The sequence below is a fragment of the Streptomyces sp. NPDC001222 genome (assembly GCF_042896945.1).
In the GTDB taxonomy this organism is placed as follows: Bacteria; Actinomycetota; Actinomycetes; order Streptomycetales; family Streptomycetaceae; genus Streptomyces; species Streptomyces gibsoniae.
Genome location: NZ_JBIAXT010000019.1, coordinates 22,115 through 36,408 on the forward strand (window position 1 = coordinate 22,115; position 14,294 = coordinate 36,408).

The 14,294-nt window shown below is 73.1% G+C and carries 14 protein-coding genes and 1 pseudogene; 9 read left to right on the forward strand and 6 right to left on the reverse strand.

Features of this window, described 5'->3' with window-relative positions; genetic code table 11:
• Positions 1–190: 190 nt before the first annotated feature.
• Positions 191–766 carry a hypothetical protein gene (locus ACFY2Z_RS24175; protein WP_390746180.1) on the reverse strand — a complete coding sequence of 192 codons (576 nt, stop codon included), beginning with the start codon at positions 764–766 and terminating at the stop codon, positions 191–193.
• A gap of 3 nt (positions 767–769) precedes the next feature.
• Here ACFY2Z_RS24175 and ACFY2Z_RS24180 point away from each other — a divergent pair, with 3 nt between their 5' ends.
• The 3 genes from ACFY2Z_RS24180 (at position 770) to ACFY2Z_RS24190 (ending at position 3,423) form a co-directional block, all read left to right on the forward strand.
• Positions 770–907: a hypothetical protein gene (locus tag ACFY2Z_RS24180; RefSeq protein WP_390746181.1), complete on the forward strand. Its 138-nt coding sequence runs from the start codon at positions 770–772 to the stop codon at positions 905–907.
• A gap of 192 nt (positions 908–1,099) precedes the next feature.
• Positions 1,100–2,347, forward strand: a complete 1,248-nt coding sequence (locus tag ACFY2Z_RS24185; protein ID WP_390746182.1) for an aminotransferase class I/II-fold pyridoxal phosphate-dependent enzyme — start codon at positions 1,100–1,102, stop codon at positions 2,345–2,347.
• On the forward strand, positions 2,344–3,423 hold the full coding sequence (locus tag ACFY2Z_RS24190; RefSeq protein WP_390746183.1) for an MBL fold metallo-hydrolase: 1,080 nt from the start codon (positions 2,344–2,346) through the stop codon (positions 3,421–3,423). Before ACFY2Z_RS24185 ends, ACFY2Z_RS24190 begins: the two co-directional genes overlap by 4 nt.
• Positions 3,424–3,432: 9 nt before the next feature.
• Here ACFY2Z_RS24190 and ACFY2Z_RS24195 read toward each other — a convergent pair whose 3' ends face one another.
• Both ACFY2Z_RS24195 and ACFY2Z_RS24200 read right to left on the reverse strand, forming a co-directional pair.
• Positions 3,433–4,056 carry a DedA family protein gene (locus ACFY2Z_RS24195; protein ID WP_390746184.1) on the reverse strand — a complete coding sequence of 208 codons (624 nt, stop codon included), beginning with the start codon at positions 4,054–4,056 and terminating at the stop codon, positions 3,433–3,435.
• A gap of 82 nt (positions 4,057–4,138) precedes the next feature.
• Entirely contained in the window at positions 4,139–4,912 is a 774-nt protein-coding gene (locus tag ACFY2Z_RS24200) for an MBL fold metallo-hydrolase (RefSeq protein WP_390746185.1), read from the reverse strand.
• Between the two features lie 85 nt (positions 4,913–4,997).
• On the opposite strand from ACFY2Z_RS24200, the gene ACFY2Z_RS24205 reads away from it, so the two are divergent.
• The 4 genes from ACFY2Z_RS24205 (at position 4,998) to dnaK (ending at position 10,270) form a co-directional block, all read left to right on the forward strand.
• The gene (locus ACFY2Z_RS24205) at positions 4,998–5,450 is read left to right on the forward strand and encodes a hypothetical protein (RefSeq protein ID WP_390746186.1); all 453 of its coding nucleotides are present in this window, start codon (positions 4,998–5,000) and stop codon (positions 5,448–5,450) included.
• A gap of 115 nt (positions 5,451–5,565) precedes the next feature.
• Entirely contained in the window at positions 5,566–7,653 is a 2,088-nt protein-coding gene (locus ACFY2Z_RS24210; protein WP_390746187.1) for an alkaline phosphatase family protein, read from the forward strand.
• Between the two features lie 146 nt (positions 7,654–7,799).
• A complete protein-coding gene (locus tag ACFY2Z_RS24215; RefSeq protein WP_390746188.1) occupies positions 7,800–8,225 on the forward strand; it encodes an OsmC family protein in 426 nt (141 codons plus the stop codon).
• A 173-nt stretch (positions 8,226–8,398) separates the two neighbouring features.
• On the forward strand, positions 8,399–10,270 hold the full coding sequence (dnaK, locus tag ACFY2Z_RS24220; protein WP_390746189.1) for a molecular chaperone DnaK: 1,872 nt from the start codon (positions 8,399–8,401) through the stop codon (positions 10,268–10,270).
• 24 nt (positions 10,271–10,294) lie between these two features.
• On the opposite strand, the pseudogene ACFY2Z_RS24225 reads toward dnaK, so the two are convergent.
• Both ACFY2Z_RS24225 and ACFY2Z_RS24230 read right to left on the reverse strand, forming a co-directional pair.
• A pseudogene (locus ACFY2Z_RS24225) lies at positions 10,295–10,459 on the reverse strand (SAM-dependent methyltransferase); the annotation flags it as partial.
• Positions 10,460–10,517: 58 nt separating this feature from the next.
• Positions 10,518–11,381 (reverse strand): helix-turn-helix domain-containing protein, encoded by an 864-nt coding sequence (locus ACFY2Z_RS24230; protein WP_390746190.1) that lies wholly within the window; start codon positions 11,379–11,381, stop codon positions 10,518–10,520.
• Positions 11,382–11,652: 271 nt separating this feature from the next.
• Here ACFY2Z_RS24230 and ACFY2Z_RS24235 point away from each other — a divergent pair, with 271 nt between their 5' ends.
• Positions 11,653–12,369 carry a hypothetical protein gene (locus ACFY2Z_RS24235; protein ID WP_390746191.1) on the forward strand — a complete coding sequence of 239 codons (717 nt, stop codon included), beginning with the start codon at positions 11,653–11,655 and terminating at the stop codon, positions 12,367–12,369.
• On the opposite strand, the gene ACFY2Z_RS24240 is transcribed toward ACFY2Z_RS24235, so the two are convergent.
• Positions 12,355–13,194 carry a helix-turn-helix domain-containing protein gene (locus ACFY2Z_RS24240; RefSeq protein ID WP_390746192.1) on the reverse strand — a complete coding sequence of 280 codons (840 nt, stop codon included), beginning with the start codon at positions 13,192–13,194 and terminating at the stop codon, positions 12,355–12,357. The genes ACFY2Z_RS24235 and ACFY2Z_RS24240 overlap by 15 nt on opposite strands.
• Before the next feature lie 28 nt (positions 13,195–13,222).
• On the opposite strand from ACFY2Z_RS24240, the gene ACFY2Z_RS24245 reads away from it, so the two are divergent.
• Entirely contained in the window at positions 13,223–14,287 is a 1,065-nt protein-coding gene (locus tag ACFY2Z_RS24245; RefSeq protein ID WP_390746193.1) for an ADP-ribosylglycohydrolase family protein, read from the forward strand.
• The last annotated feature ends 7 nt before the right edge of the window (positions 14,288–14,294 follow it).

Sequence of the window (14,294 nt, forward strand, 5' to 3'; positions counted from 1 at the left end):
GTCAGGTCGGCTGCAAGGCTCGGGGCTGGGCAGGCGGCCGGTGGGCGGCGAGTCGCAACTGTTCGGGCGGCAGTCGGGCGGGGGCCGGGTGCAGCAGTTCGGGCGGCAGCCGGGGGAGGGCGAGGCGCAGCAGTACGGGCAGCTGGACGACGGGCCGGGATGGCAGGCGGACGAGGGCCGGTACGACGGGTCAGGTCGGCTGCAAGGCTCGGGGCTGGGCAGGCGGCCGGTGGGCGGCGAGTCGCAACTGTTCGGGCGGCAGTCGGGCGGGGGCCGGGTGCAGCAGTACGCGCAGCAGCCGGAAGAGGGCGAGGCGCGGCAGTACGCGCAGCAGCCGGAAGAGGGCGAGGCGCGGCAGTACGGGCAGCAGCCGGAAGAGGGCGAGGCGCGGCAGTTCGGGCAGCAGTCGGGCGAGGGTCAGGCGCGGCAGTTCGGGCAGCAGTCGGGCGAGGGTCAGGCGCAGCAGTATGGGCAGCAGTCGGGCGAGGAGCTGGACGACGAGTCGGACGGGGAGGGGCAGCAGCAAGGACAGCAGCAGGCCCGGGACGAGGGACAGGGTTTGCGACAGAGCCAGGGCCAGGCCTTCAGCACCGGTCGGGGGCGTCAAGAGGGCCGGGAGCAGGTTCAGGGCAACGGTCAGGGACGTCGGCAGCAGTCGGGCCAGGGCCGAGAGCAGGGCGAGGGCCGGAAGAACGGGTCGGGACAGCAGCAAGGGCAGCGCGGGCAGGGGAGGAACAACGGGCGAACGGGCGTCGGTGCGCAGCACGGGGTGAACGCGGGCCTGGGCGGTTCCTACGCCGCGTCCGTCCCCGCGCTCGTCATCGGAGGCTTCCTGATCGCGGCCGCGCTCGCCGCCGCCCTGTACCGGCTCTGGCCGCGCCGCGGCCGCGCCCGGCTGAACCCGTGATCCGGTGAACCCCCGCCGGAGACCCATGATCGGCCGGAACCTTGGGTACTCAAATCCCTGGGGCACCACAAGCACCGTAGGGGAACAACCGGCACGGTAACGAACAGGCGTACGGGGATGGTCGGCCGGGCGGCGGCTGCCCGTGGCGAGCCGGGGACGGGGACCGGCATCAAGGACTGCGCGGAGGCAGGCATGCGGCGGACGGATCCGGAAGGGCACGGCCCCGTCCGCTACGGCCCGCCCCTACCCGGCGACGGGCTGCCCCTGCTGCCCGCGCTGTCCACCGCGCTCGCCCGGGCCGCCGGCCATGACGGCGCCTGGCCCACCGGCGGTGTGACCGGGCTGCCTGAGGCCGCCTGCGGCTACTTCGCACGACGGGGACTGCCCGCCCGTCCCGAGGGGGTGGCCGCCGCACCCGGCGCCGCCTCCCTGCTTCTCGCCGTCACCGCCGCGCTCGGCGGTGACGTGCTCGTCCCACGGCCCTGTGCCGCCTGGTGGGTGCCCCAGGTCAGGGCACTCGGACAGGCCGTGTTCCCGGTGCCGACACCCGCCGAGTGCGGTGGCGTCCCCGACCCGTACGCCCTGCTGGAGACCGTGCGCAGGATCCGCGCGGAGGGCGGCGACCCACGACTGCTGGTGCTGGCCGTCGCCGACGACCCGACCGCCACGGTGGCGCCGCCCGAGCTGGTGCACGAGACCGTGGAGGCCGCCGCCGGGGAGGGGCTCCACCTGGTGAGCGACGAGACCTGGCGCGACACCGTGCACCGCCCGCACGAAACCGTCCTGCTCAGCCCGGCCGAGATGCTGCCCGAACGGGTCACCGTGGTCACCGACCTCGCCGGACCCTTTCTGCCGACGGGCTGGCCCGCGGCCGTCGCCCGCTTCCCGGCAACCGCCGACGGCGCCGGGCTGCGCGCCCGAGTCCTGGACGTGCTCACCGCGCTCGGCGCCCATGTCGCCGACCCGGTCGCCGCCGCGGCCGCATACGCACTCGAGGAGCCACCCGAGATCACCCGACGTCTCGCCGCCGCCGTCGCGCTGCACACGCGCGTGGCCGACGCCGTGCACCGGCGCGTGGTCTCCGCGGGTGCGGTCGCCCGACCCCCGCAGGCCGGGCGCCACCTCTACGCCGACCTCGACCCGCTGCGCCACGCGCTCGGCGCGCACGACGTCGGAGACGCCCAGGAACTGGAGGACTTCCTCACCGCCCGGCTCGGCATGCCCGTGCCGGGCGGCCATCGCTTCGGGGACGATCTGGCGGCGCTCCGCGTCCGTCTGTCCACCGGCCCCCTCCTCGGCACCACCGCCGAGGAACGCGAGCAGTGCCTCCAGTTCCCCGCCCCGCTGGAACTGCCGCATCTGCAACGCGCGTTGAACCTCCTTGGATCGGTCTTCGACGATCTCCGCGACGACGCTCAGCGATGGGAGCCTCCTCGATGACGCAGCAGTCCGAGCCGCCCACGACCCCCACCCCGGCGTACCAGAGCGTGGGTGAGCCGGTGCCCGCGTCCCTGCTGAGCCCGGTCCCCGGAGGACCGGCCCCGCTCCCGCCGCTGGCCGAGCCCCGTCCGCTGGGCGAGCGCCGCATCTGGCCCCGCTCCTTCGTCGACCGGCTCACCGCCCCCCTGCCCGGCATCAAGGCCCTGGCCCGCTTCGCCCGCGAGGGCACCGTGCGGCCCGGGCCCGAGGGACTCAGGGACGTCCCGCTGCTGCCGTACGAGCCGCAGCCGCTGCCCCGGACCGACACCCGCACGATCGCCGTCTCCTGGGCGGGGCACGCGAGTTGGGTGGTGCGCATCGGCGGGCTGACCGTCCTCACCGACCCGGTGTGGTCCCGGCGCATCCTCGGCACGCCGGCCCGGATCACCCCCGTCGGCATCGACTGGCACGCCCTGCCGCGCATCGACGCCGTCGTGATCAGCCACAACCACTACGACCATCTGGACGCCCCGACCCTGCGCCGGCTCCCGGCCACGACCCCGGTGTTCGTACCGGCCGGGCTCGCCCCGTGGTTCCGGCGGCGCAGATTCACCTGCGTCACCGAGCTGGACTGGTGGGAGGGCGCCGAACTCGACGGTGTCCGCTTCGACTTCGTCCCCGCCCACCACTGGTCCAAGCGCACCCTGACCGACACCTGCCGTTCCCTGTGGGGCGGTTGGATACTGACGGCGTCCGACGGACGGCGCGTGTACTTCGCGGGGGACACGGGGTACGGCCGCTGGTTCGAGCGGATCGGCCTCCGCTATCCGGGGATCGATCTGGCGCTCATGCCGATCGGCGCCTACGACCCGCGATGGTGGCTCCGCGACGTCCACTGCGACCCGGAGGAGGCGGTGCGGGCGACGGCCGACCTCGGCGCGCGCCGCATGGCACCCATGCACTGGGGCACGTTCGTGCTGTCGGCGGAGCCGGTCCTCGAACCGCTGACGCGGGTCCGGGAGGCCTGGGAGAAGGCGGGACTGGCCCGAGAGCACCTGTGGGACCTGCCGATCGGCGCGTCCCGGGTGCTGGAGTGAGCCGGCCGCTCAGGAGGCGGCGGAGCGGCGCACCCGGCGCCAGACCCCGGGCGCCGCGCCGACCACGAGAGTCAGCGCGACCGCCGCCACCACACCCTCCCAGGGCCTCGGGAACAGGGAGCCGCCCAGGATGCCGATCAGCTGGTACGTCACCGCCCAGGCGAGACAGGCCGGGGCGTCGCCGCGGGCGAAGTCCCTGAGCGGCATCCCGGCCAGCAGACAGGCGAGCATCACCGGGATACGGCCTGCCGGGACGAGCCGGGAGAGGGTGAGCACCGCGATGCCGTGGTCGTCCAGCTTCTGCTGCGCCTGGGCGAGCCGTTCCTCCGGGGCGCGGTCGCGGATCGTCCGGAGCCAGCGGGAGCCGTTCTTCGACCGCATGCCGCGCCGCCCCAGCCAGTAGAGCGCGACGTCCCCGAGGAAGGCCGCGAGCGAGGACACGACGAGGACCAGCGCCGGCGAGAACGGCGCGGTCTGGTGGAACGCCACCACCGCGGCCGAGCTGACGAGGGCTCCCGTGGGCACGACCGGCACCAGCGCGCCGATCAGCACCAGCAGGAACAGCGTCGGATAACCCACGGCCTGCTGCGTGGACTCCGTGGGCACGGTGCCGCCCGTGACGGCGAAGAGCATCACCGGGCGCCCCCCGGGGCGAGGGCGCGGCCGGCAACCGGACACCCGCGGGTGCCCCCGGCGCCCGGGCGGCAGGCGGCGGTCATCGGGCGGTCTCCAGCCGTATGCTCTCGCCGTGCGCGAGGAGGTGCACCGCGACCTCCGGCGCACGTTCCGCGGCGAGGCGCACGAACTCCTGGCCCGGCGCGTGGAATTCATGGGGGCGTACGGCGTCCATCCCGATCGGCCAGTACGTGCCGTAGTGCACCGGCACCGCACTGCGCGGCATCAGCCCGGCGAGCGCCTGCGCCGCGCGCCCCGCGTCCAGATGCCCTTCCCCCAGACAGGGCCCCCAGCCGCCGACCGGCAGCAGCGCCACGTCGACCGGCCCGACCTCCTCGGCCATCGCCGGGAACAGGCCCGTGTCCCCGGCGAAGTACGTCCGGGCCTCGCCCTCGACGACGAACCCCAGGGCGGGGGAACGGTGCGGTCCCACCGGCAGCCGGCGTCCGTCGTGCCGCGCGGAGACGACTCGTACCACCAGGTCACCGACCTGCACCCGGTCGCCGGGCACGACCTCGGTGACCCGCAGGCCGCCCAGCCGCCGCAGTCCCGGCACCTGCCCGGAGGCTCCGCGCGGCACCAGCAGACGGGTGCCCGGCGCCAGGCGGGCCAGCGACGGTACATGCAGATGGTCGGCGTGCAGATGCGACACCAGCGCCAGGACCGCGACCGCGGCCTCGGGCGGCGGCGGGGCACCGCGGCGCCGCCGCAGATGAGCCAGGCGCCGTGCGAACAGGGGATCGGTCAGGACCCGTACACCGGAGTCCTCGACCGTGCAGGTGGCGTGTCCCCACCACGTGATCTCCACCGGCACCTCAATGCCTCCTTCGTGCGACTCCCCCCGAGCCTACGGGCAGGGGTAGGGTCGGCGGCGAAACCCTGAGGTGAGGGGGGACCCCATGGGAGATGCGCACGGCACCTCCGGCACACGCGACGCCTGGGGCGGTCCGGCCACGGTCCGGGTCACGGCGATCGCCAGCCTGACGCCGCTGGAGGAGCTGGACGCCGACCCCTTCCTCGTCGACTCCCGCAGCCAGCACGCGATGTGCGCCCGCTGGGCAGCGGAGCGCGGCTATGTGGTGAAGCGGGAACTGCTCGTCCGGGGACTGCGCCCCGACCACAGCGCGCTGTGGTCGGACGTGGACGCGGGCCTGGTCGATCTGTTCGTCGCCCCGAGCCGCCGGGTGCTGGAGCGTGCCCTGTCCTCCGTGGAGGAGTTCACCGCCGAGTGCGCTCGGCGGGGCGTGCGCATCGAGACGGTCGGGCACGCGGAACCCTCCTACGACGCCCAGATGAAGGCCCGCGTGCACCGCCGCCTCTCGATGCCGACCGCGGGCTACGACGGCCGCTGACCCGGCCCTCCGCCCCTCCGCGCTCCCCGGGCCCCGCCGGGTGTCCTGGGCGGCTGTGACAAGGTGGGGGCGGCCCCGCGGGGTGCGGACGACGGGCCGGAACGAGAGGTGTGGTGTGGGGCGCGGGCGTTGGCGGAGCCTGATCAGCGCAGGGGGGCGGAGCATCGCCGTGTGGGCCGCGTCCACCGTCACCATGCTCGTCCTCGCCGGGATCCTCCCGGACTTCCGGCTCCAGTCCGCGAGCGGCGACAGCGCCACCCGGATCGCCGTCACCGCCGCGGCCGGCGCCGGTGTCTTCGGTCTGCTGTCGTCCCTCGTGTGGCCTCTGCTCGTCCGGCTGCTGCTGCTCGTGCCCGCCCTCGTCCTCGGGCTGCTCGTCTTCTTCCTCAACGGCTCCCTGCTGCTGGTCGCCCTGCGCATCAACCCCTCGGGGCGCGGCGCGGCCGCGCCCGAGACGGCCGTGGTGGTCGCCGCCGTGATGTCCGCCGTCGCCTCGGCCACCGGCGCCGCCCTGGCCGTCCGGGACGACGACGCGTACCGCAGACGGCTCTACCGGCTCGCCGCCCGGCGCCGCGCACGCGCCTCCGGGCAGGCCGGACCGGCCACCCCCGGTGCCGTCTTCGTCCAACTCGACGGCGTCGGACACGAGGTGCTGCGGGCAGCCGTCGACAAGGGGCTGATGCCGACCGTCGCCTCCTGGCTCGCGCCGTCCGACGGCCGCGGTCCCACCCACCGCCTCACCGCCTGGCGCACCGACTGGTCCAGCCAGACCGGCGCCAGCCAGCTCGGCATCCTGCACGGCTCCAACCACGATGTGCCGGCCTTCCGGTGGTACGAGAAGGACAGCGGCGAGGTCATGGTCTGCAACCGGCCGACGAGCGCCGCGGAACTCCAGCGCCGCGCCATCGCGCGGACCGGTGACGGCGGGCTCCTCACCGTCGACGGCGCGAGCCGCGGCAATCTGTTCAGCGGCGGCGCCGACCAGCTCGCCCTGGTGCTGTCCGTCGCCGCGCGGCGCGGCCGGGAGAACCGCTCCCGGGCCGGATACTTCGCCTACTTCAGCGATCCCGCGGGCGCCGTGCGCACCGCCATGTCGTTCGTCGCCGACGTCGGCCGCGAGATAGGACAGTCCACCCGGGCCCGGCTCGCCGAGCAGCGGCCACGGGTCGGCCGCGGCGGCCTCTACCCGTTCGTTCGCGCCTTCGCCACGGTCGTCGAACGGGACGTCGTCGTGGCCGCCGTGATCGGCGACATGCTCGCCGGACGCAACGCGGTCTACGCGGACCTGGTGGCGTACGACGAAGTGGCCCACCACTCCGGCCCGCACAGCCGCGACGCCGAGCAGGTCCTGCGGAGACTGGACCGCTCGCTGGCGCTGCTGGCCCAGGTCGCCGAGCACGCCCCGCGCCCGTACCGCATCGTGGTGCTGTCCGACCACGGCCAGAGCCCCGGCGAGACCTTCCGTACCCGCTACGGGCTCAGCCTCGGCCATCTGGTGCGGGCCGGCTGCGCACTGCCCGTGCCCCGCCGCGTCGAACGGACGCACAGCGGAGCCGAGGCCCGCGCGGCGGTACGGGCCGCACTGCGCCGGCCGGTGGAGGAGGACGGCGGGGGCCACCCGGCGACGCGCCGCCGCTCCGAGCCCGTCGTGCTCGCCTCCGGCAATCTCGGACTCGTCTCCTTCCCGGACGTGCCGCACCGGATGAGCAAGGAGGAGATCGACCACCGTCACCCCGCGCTGCTGACGACGCTCGCCGAGCACCCCGGGGTCGGCTTCGTCCTCGTCCGCAGCGAGGAACACGGCGGGGTGGTGCTGGGGGCGCACGGCGCGGAGGTCCCGGTCGACCGGCTCGCCGACGGGACCGGTCCGCTGGCCGACTTCGGTCCCGGCGCCGCCGACGCCGTACGCCGCACCCACTCCTTCCCGCACACGGCCGACATCATGGTCAACTCGTGGTACGACCCGGACACCGGCGAAGTCCTCGCGTTCGAGGAGCAGATCGGCTCGCACGGCGGACTCGGCGGCGCCCAGGGCCGCCCCTTCCTGCTCTGGCCGGTGACCCTGTCAGCACCGGCCGGGGACGGCGCCGAACTCGTCGGCGCCGAGCGGCTCCACCAGCTGTTCCGCCGCTGGCTGCGCGAGTGCGACGGCCCCCAAGTGCCCCTGACCGGACGCGAGGACGAGACCGAGCGCGCCGCCTGACCCTCGCCCGTGGGACGGAACGGGAGTCAGGCCGCGACCGTGACGTCCTGCGCGCCCCGTGCGCCGGAATGTGATCGGATAGGGCGCGGCACCCGGCAACGGGATCGCCCTGACGAGAATTCGCACGGCATGCGAAAGGACTCATCGTGGCAACCACGCGCACCGCACACACCGTCTGGGAAGGCAATCTGCTCGAGGGCGACGGAGTCGTCACCTTCGACTCCTCCGGCATCGGACAGCAGCCGGTGACGTGGGCCTCGCGCTCCCAGGAGGCGAATGGCAAGACCAGCCCCGAGGAGCTGATCGCCGCCGCCCACTCCAGCTGCTTCTCCATGGCGCTGTCGCACGCCCTGGCCGGCGCCGGCACCCCGCCCACCAAGCTCGACACGAAGGCCGATGTCACCTTCCAGCCGGGCGAGGGCATCACCGGCATCCACCTCACCGTCGAGGGCACGGTCCCCGGCATGGACAACGACGCGTTCGTCGCCGCCGCCGAGGACGCCAAGAAGAACTGCCCGGTCAGCCAGGCCCTCACCGGTACGACGATCACCCTGGACGCCAAGCTCTCCTGACGCGCCTCCGTCCACAGGTGCCGCGCCCGCCGCGAGGGGGGCGCGGCATCGCCGTTTTCCGGGTATCCGATGACGGGGCGGACGGTGACCGGTGCCCAGTCGGCGTCATGGACAACAGGCCGCTCGCGTCCTGTGATGGAGTGCGACAGGCGCCCTGGCGGAAGGGGACAGCGATGGCACGCGCGGTCGGGATCGATCTCGGTACGACGAACTCGGTGGTGGCCGTTCTGGAGGGCGGTGAACCCACCGTCGTCGCCAACGCGGAGGGTGCGCGGACCACCCCGTCGGTCGTGGCCTTCGCCAAGAACGGCGACGTGCTCGTCGGCGAGGTCGCCAAACGGCAGGCGGTGACGAACGTCGAGCGCACCGCGCGCTCGGTCAAGCGGCACATGGGCGACCCGGACTGGCACTTCCCGGAGCATGGGTCCGTCGACGGCACCCGCTTCCGGGCCCAGGAGCTGTCGGCCCGTGTGCTGCAGAAACTGAAGCGGGACGCCGAGGCGTATCTCGGCGAGGACGTCACCGACGCCGTGATCACCGTGCCCGCATACTTCGACGACGCCCAGCGCCAGGCCACCAAGGAGGCGGGGGAGATCGCCGGACTGAAGGTCCTCAGGATCGTCAACGAGCCGACGGCCGCGGCCCTCGCGTACGGCCTCGACCGCGCCGAGGAGCAGACCGTGCTCGTCTTCGACCTCGGCGGCGGCACCTTCGACGTCTCCCTGCTGGAGATCGGCGACGGGGTCATCGAGGTCAAGGCCACCAACGGCGACACCCGTCTCGGCGGGGACGACTGGGACCAGCGGATCGTGGACCATCTCACCCAGCGGTTCCAGGGGCAGCACGGCATCGACCTGAAAGCCGACAAGATGGCGCTGCAACGGCTGCGCGAGGCCGCCGAGAAGGCGAAGATCGAGTTGTCCAGCTCCACCGAGACCACCGTCAACCTGCCCTACATCACGGCCTCTTCCCAGGGCCCGCTGCATCTGGAGGAGCAGCTGACACGGGCCCGGTTCCAGGAACTCACCGCCGATCTGCTCGACCGCTGCCGGACGCCGTTCGACCGCGCGGTCAAGGACGCGGGTGTGAGGCTCTCCGCGATCGACCATGTCATTCTCGTCGGCGGCTCGACCCGGATGCCCGCCGTCACCGAACTGGTCAGGGACCTCACCGGCAAGGATCCGCACAAGGGCGTGAACCCGGACGAGGTCGTCGCGGTCGGGGCCGCTCTCCAGGCCGGTGTCATCCGCGGCGACGTCAAGGACGTCCTGCTGCTCGACGTCACCCCGCTGTCCCTGGGCATCGAGACCAAGGGCGGCATCATGACCCGGCTGATCGAGCGCAACACCACCATTCCCACCCGGCGTTCGGAGATCTTCACGACCGCCGAGGACAACCAGCCGTCCGTCGGGATCCAGGTCTACCAGGGCGAGCGTGAGATCGCCGCGTACAACAAGAAGCTCGGTGTCTTCGATCTGACCGGGCTGCCGCCCGCGCCGCGTGGGGTGCCGCAGATCGAGGTGGCCTTCGACATCGACGCCAACGGGATCATGCATGTCTCCGCCAAGGACCTGGCGACCGGCCGGGAACAGAAGATGACGGTCACGGGCGGCTCCGCGCTCCCCAAGGACCAGATCGACCGGATGATGCGGGACGCGGAGCAGTACGCCGAGGAGGACCGCAAGCGCCGCGAGGCCGCCGAGACACGCAACCAGGCCGAGCAACGCGTCTACCAGACCGAGAAGTTCCTGCGGGAGAACCCGGAGAGCGAGGCGCGCGTACCCGCGGACGCGAGGAGCGAGGTGACGGCCGCCCTCGCCGAGCTGAGGAGCCTGCTGGAGGGCGAGGCCGACACGGCGGCGCTGCGGGCCGGCATCGAGAAACTCGCCTCCGTCAGCCAGCGGATGGGACAGGCGATGTACGCCCGGGCCCAGCAGGCATCCGCCGAGGGCACCGAGCAGCACACCACACCCCAGGACGAGGAGGGCGTGGTGGACGCCGAGATCGTCGACGACGACAAGGACACACGGGGCGGGGCGGCCTGAGAGGTGGTGGCCGGTTCAGGGCTTGCGCGCGACCCCGGCGTACACCGGCACGATGCCTTCTGCCTGGGCCGCGACATCCTCCGGGTCGGGGTAGTTGTCCTTGCCGCCCAGCCACCAGTCGTACACCCGGGCGGGATGGGGCTTGCCGGTGTCGATGCGGGTGGGCGCGGCCTCGGGTCCGATCGTCATGCGCAGGCTCCTGGTGGGGGGAGTGTGTGCTCGGTGCGGGGCCCCGGTGTCAGCCGGGTCAGTAGGCTTCGCGGTACTCGCGCAGCATCGCCCTCGTGCGCTGGACGGAGGCCGCCTTCGCGGACATGTGGTCCAGGACCTCCAGATGCATGGCCACCTCGGCCCGCGAGTCCAGATAGAGGGCGCCGGTCAGATACTCGCTGTAGACCATGTCGGGCAGCTCCGGCTCCTGGAAGCGGAACAGCACGAACGGGGTGTACGTGCCCGGATGCGGCCCGGCGGCGAACTCGGCCACCTGCAAGGTGATCCCGGGGTCCTCACTGGCCTCCAGGAGCCGGTCGAGCTGCTCGCGCATCACCTCGGCACGGATGCTCACCGGTCTTCGCAGCACTGTCTCGTCCATGATCACCCACAGGCGCGGCGCGTCCGGGCGGGTCAGCAACTCCTGCCGGGCCAGACGCAGCGCCACATGCCGCTCGATGTCCTGGGGGCGGACCTGTCCGACGGTCCCGGCCTCCAGAACGGCGCGCGCGTAGTCCTCGGTCTGCAGCAGCCCGGGCACGAAATGCGGCTCGTAGGACCGGATGATGAGGGCCGCGCCCTCCAGGCTGACATGCAGACTGAACCAGTCGGGCAGCACGTCGTGGTAACGCTGCCACCAGCCCGGCTGGTTGGCCTCCTCGGCGAGCCGGACGAAGGCGGTGATCTCCTCGGCGGGCACGCCGTACCGGGTGAGCAGCACCTGCACGTACGGGATCTTCAACGCGACATCGGCGGTCTCCATCCGCCGCACGGTCGCCGGAGCGACCCGCAGCACCTGCGCCGCCTCCTCGCGCTTCAGCCCGGCGGCCTCCCGCAACTCCTGCAGCCGCCGCCCGAGCACCACCTGCCCCACGGTGGGCGCAGCTCGCCGCTCACTCACGCCACGCCTCCCCTACGCGCCGAAGTACGTGAGCAGTGTGGCATGTTCGGCCCCGCGTCTCACGGGTGTCGTGGGGAGCGGATGATTCCCGTGACCGGAGTGGGCCTGTTGCAGCGGTGGGGGACACGGGATGCTTATCAGCGGGAGGGGAAGCATGAGGGGCGGGACATTACGACGGGGCAGGACGACGTGGTCGCGGTCGACGCGGTCACGGCCATTGTCGTCAGGGGTGATCGGGGCGGCGCCCCTCATCCGTGCGGTGCCGGCGTCCGTGCTGGTGTTCGCAGCCCTGCTGTTTCTTGCGGTCGCCTGCGGGGCACCGGACGGATCCCGCGGCAGCGGCGAATTACCACCGCAGCGCGGCTTTGTCACGGCACTTGACAAGGCGCGCAGGGCCCTGTTCCAGGGCGACGTGGAGTACGACGACCTACGGGACCGGCGTCTCCGGGTGGGGGAGCCGATCCCTTTCCTGGTGACCGTCTCCGGCAGCTGGAAGGCGTCACCGAACGGGAAACCGGACACCCCGATGCCCACCGGGGCTGAGATGGGCGTGCGGTTCGCCTGCCACGGCGACGCGGACTGCACCTCCGACTCGTCGTCCCTGCAGCCGGTCCTGACCAGGCAGGACCGCGTCCCCTGGACCTGTTGGATCACACCGCACGCGCCCGGCCCCCTGACCGTCAGCGTCACGGTCACCGCGTACTACACCAATACCTCCACCGTCCTCGTCAAGAGGACCATCGACGTGCGGACGCACACCGAGGCGCCGCCCCGGAGCTTCTTCGCGACCCTCTGGGACCGGCTGCGCACCGGCTGGGGTGTCTTCGTCGCCTTCACGACCGGAGTGGGGGCGGTGTGGGGCACCTGGTCGCTGGTCGTCGGGGCCGTGCGGCGGCTGCGCCGGCCCCGGGCCACGGGCGAGGACCCGTCCGCGCCGACACCCGAGGATGCCGCGCCGACGGCCGACGGCACCTCAGGAGCGCAGTGACTGAAGGTATTTGACGGTCGCCGGGTCGGCGGGGAGGAACGTCTCGATGGCCAGTTCCGCCACGGTCACGTCCATCGGGGTGTTGAAGGTGGAGATGGACGAGATGAAGGACAGCACCCGGCCGTCGTGCTCGATCAGCATCGGCAGCGCGAAGTACGGTACGGGCTCGTCGGTTTCGGCACCGGCCCCGGGCTCGCCCCGGTCCGGGACCGGATACGCCGCCACCTCCTCGTACAGGGACCGCAGGGCCGACGATCGCTGCAGCGCGATCTGGCGCTCCATCTGCGCCAGCAAGTGCCCGCGCCACTCACGGAGATTGTGGATGCGCGGCGCCAGCCCCTCGGGATGCAGCGTCAGGCGCATCGCGTTCAGGGGCGGGGTGAGCAGCCGCGCCGGGACCCCCTCCAGGAGCAGCGCGATGCCGCGGTTCGCCGCCACCACGTCGTACCGCGCGTCCACCACCAGCGCCGGATACGGCTCATAGCCCTGGATCAGCCGCTCCACACCCGCGCGCAGCGCGTCCATCGACGGGTCGTCCAGCGGGGTCTCCGGGTAGTGCGGGGCGTAACCGGCCGCCAGCAGCAGCGCGTTGCGCTCGCGCACCGGGACGTCCAGATGCTCGGCGAGCCGCAGCACCATCTCCTCGCTGGGCCGTGACCGCCCCGTCTCGATGAAGCTGATGTGCCGTGCCGAGGAGCCCGCCCGCAGCGCCAACTCCAGCTGGCTGACCCGTCTGCGCTCGCGCCAGCCCCGCAGCAGCGGGCCGATGGCCGGGTCGGAAGGGGCCGGTGGGGAGGCGGCGGCGCCGGTCGCGACAATGGTCATACGGACGACCGTAGTCGAGGAGCGGTGCATGTACGACCGACTGAACCCGTCCTGGGAGGCCACGGCGATCTACCGGGCCCGGGTGCGGGGATCCCTGCTCGGCGGTGCCGTGGGCGACGCCCTCGGGTATCCCGTCGAGTTCGTCTCCCTGGACCGTATCCGGGCCCTGCACGGCGAGCAGGGCGTCACCCGTCTGGTGCCGGACGCAGCGGGAGCCGTCGGCCGGATCACCAACGACACCCAGATGACCCTGTTCACCGTGGAGGGGATCCGGCAGGCACGCGTCCGTGAACGACAGCGGGGGACCGACGACGACTGGTCCCGGCTGGTACGGGACGCCTACGGCCGCTGGTTCGACACCCAGCGCTTGTCCGGGCCACCCGAGGGCGCCGAGGGCCTCGCGGCCCAGCCCTGGCTGTACGCGCGCCGCGCGCCCGGCAACGCCTGTCTCTCCGGCCTCGCCCAGGACTTCGTTCCCGACCCGGAGGCCGCACTCGGCCGCCCCGGCCGGGTGAACTCCGACTCCAAGGGCTGCGGCGCGGTCATGCGCTCGGCGCCCTTCGGGCTGACCCGTGTGCCGGCCGACACCGCCTTCGCCAGGGCGGCCCGCGGCGCCCAGACCACCCACGGCCACCCCACCGGCTACTACTCCGCGGGCACCTTCGCCGCGATCGTCGCGCATCTGGTCGAGGGGGAGTCCCTGGAGGGCGCGGTGCTGCGCGCGCTGCGCCTCCTGGCCCGCTACCTGGGGCACGAGGAGACCACGTCCGCGCTGCGGGGCGCCCTCGATCTGGCCGCGGAGGGCGCGCCCACAGCGGAGAAGGTGCAGACGCTCGGCGCGGGCTGGGTCGGCGAACAGGCTCTCGCCATCGCCGTGTACTGCGCCCTGGTGGAGCCCGATGTCCGGCGCGCCCTGCTGCTGTCCGTCAACCACTCCGGGGACAGCGACTCCACCGGCGCCCTGTGCGGCAATCTCCTCGGCGCCCGCCACGGCGACCACGGGCTGCCGCAGGACTGGCTGGAACAGATCGAGGGCCGGGCCGAGATCACCGTCGTGGCGGACGATCTCGCGGCGGAGTGCACACAGAGCTGACGGCCCA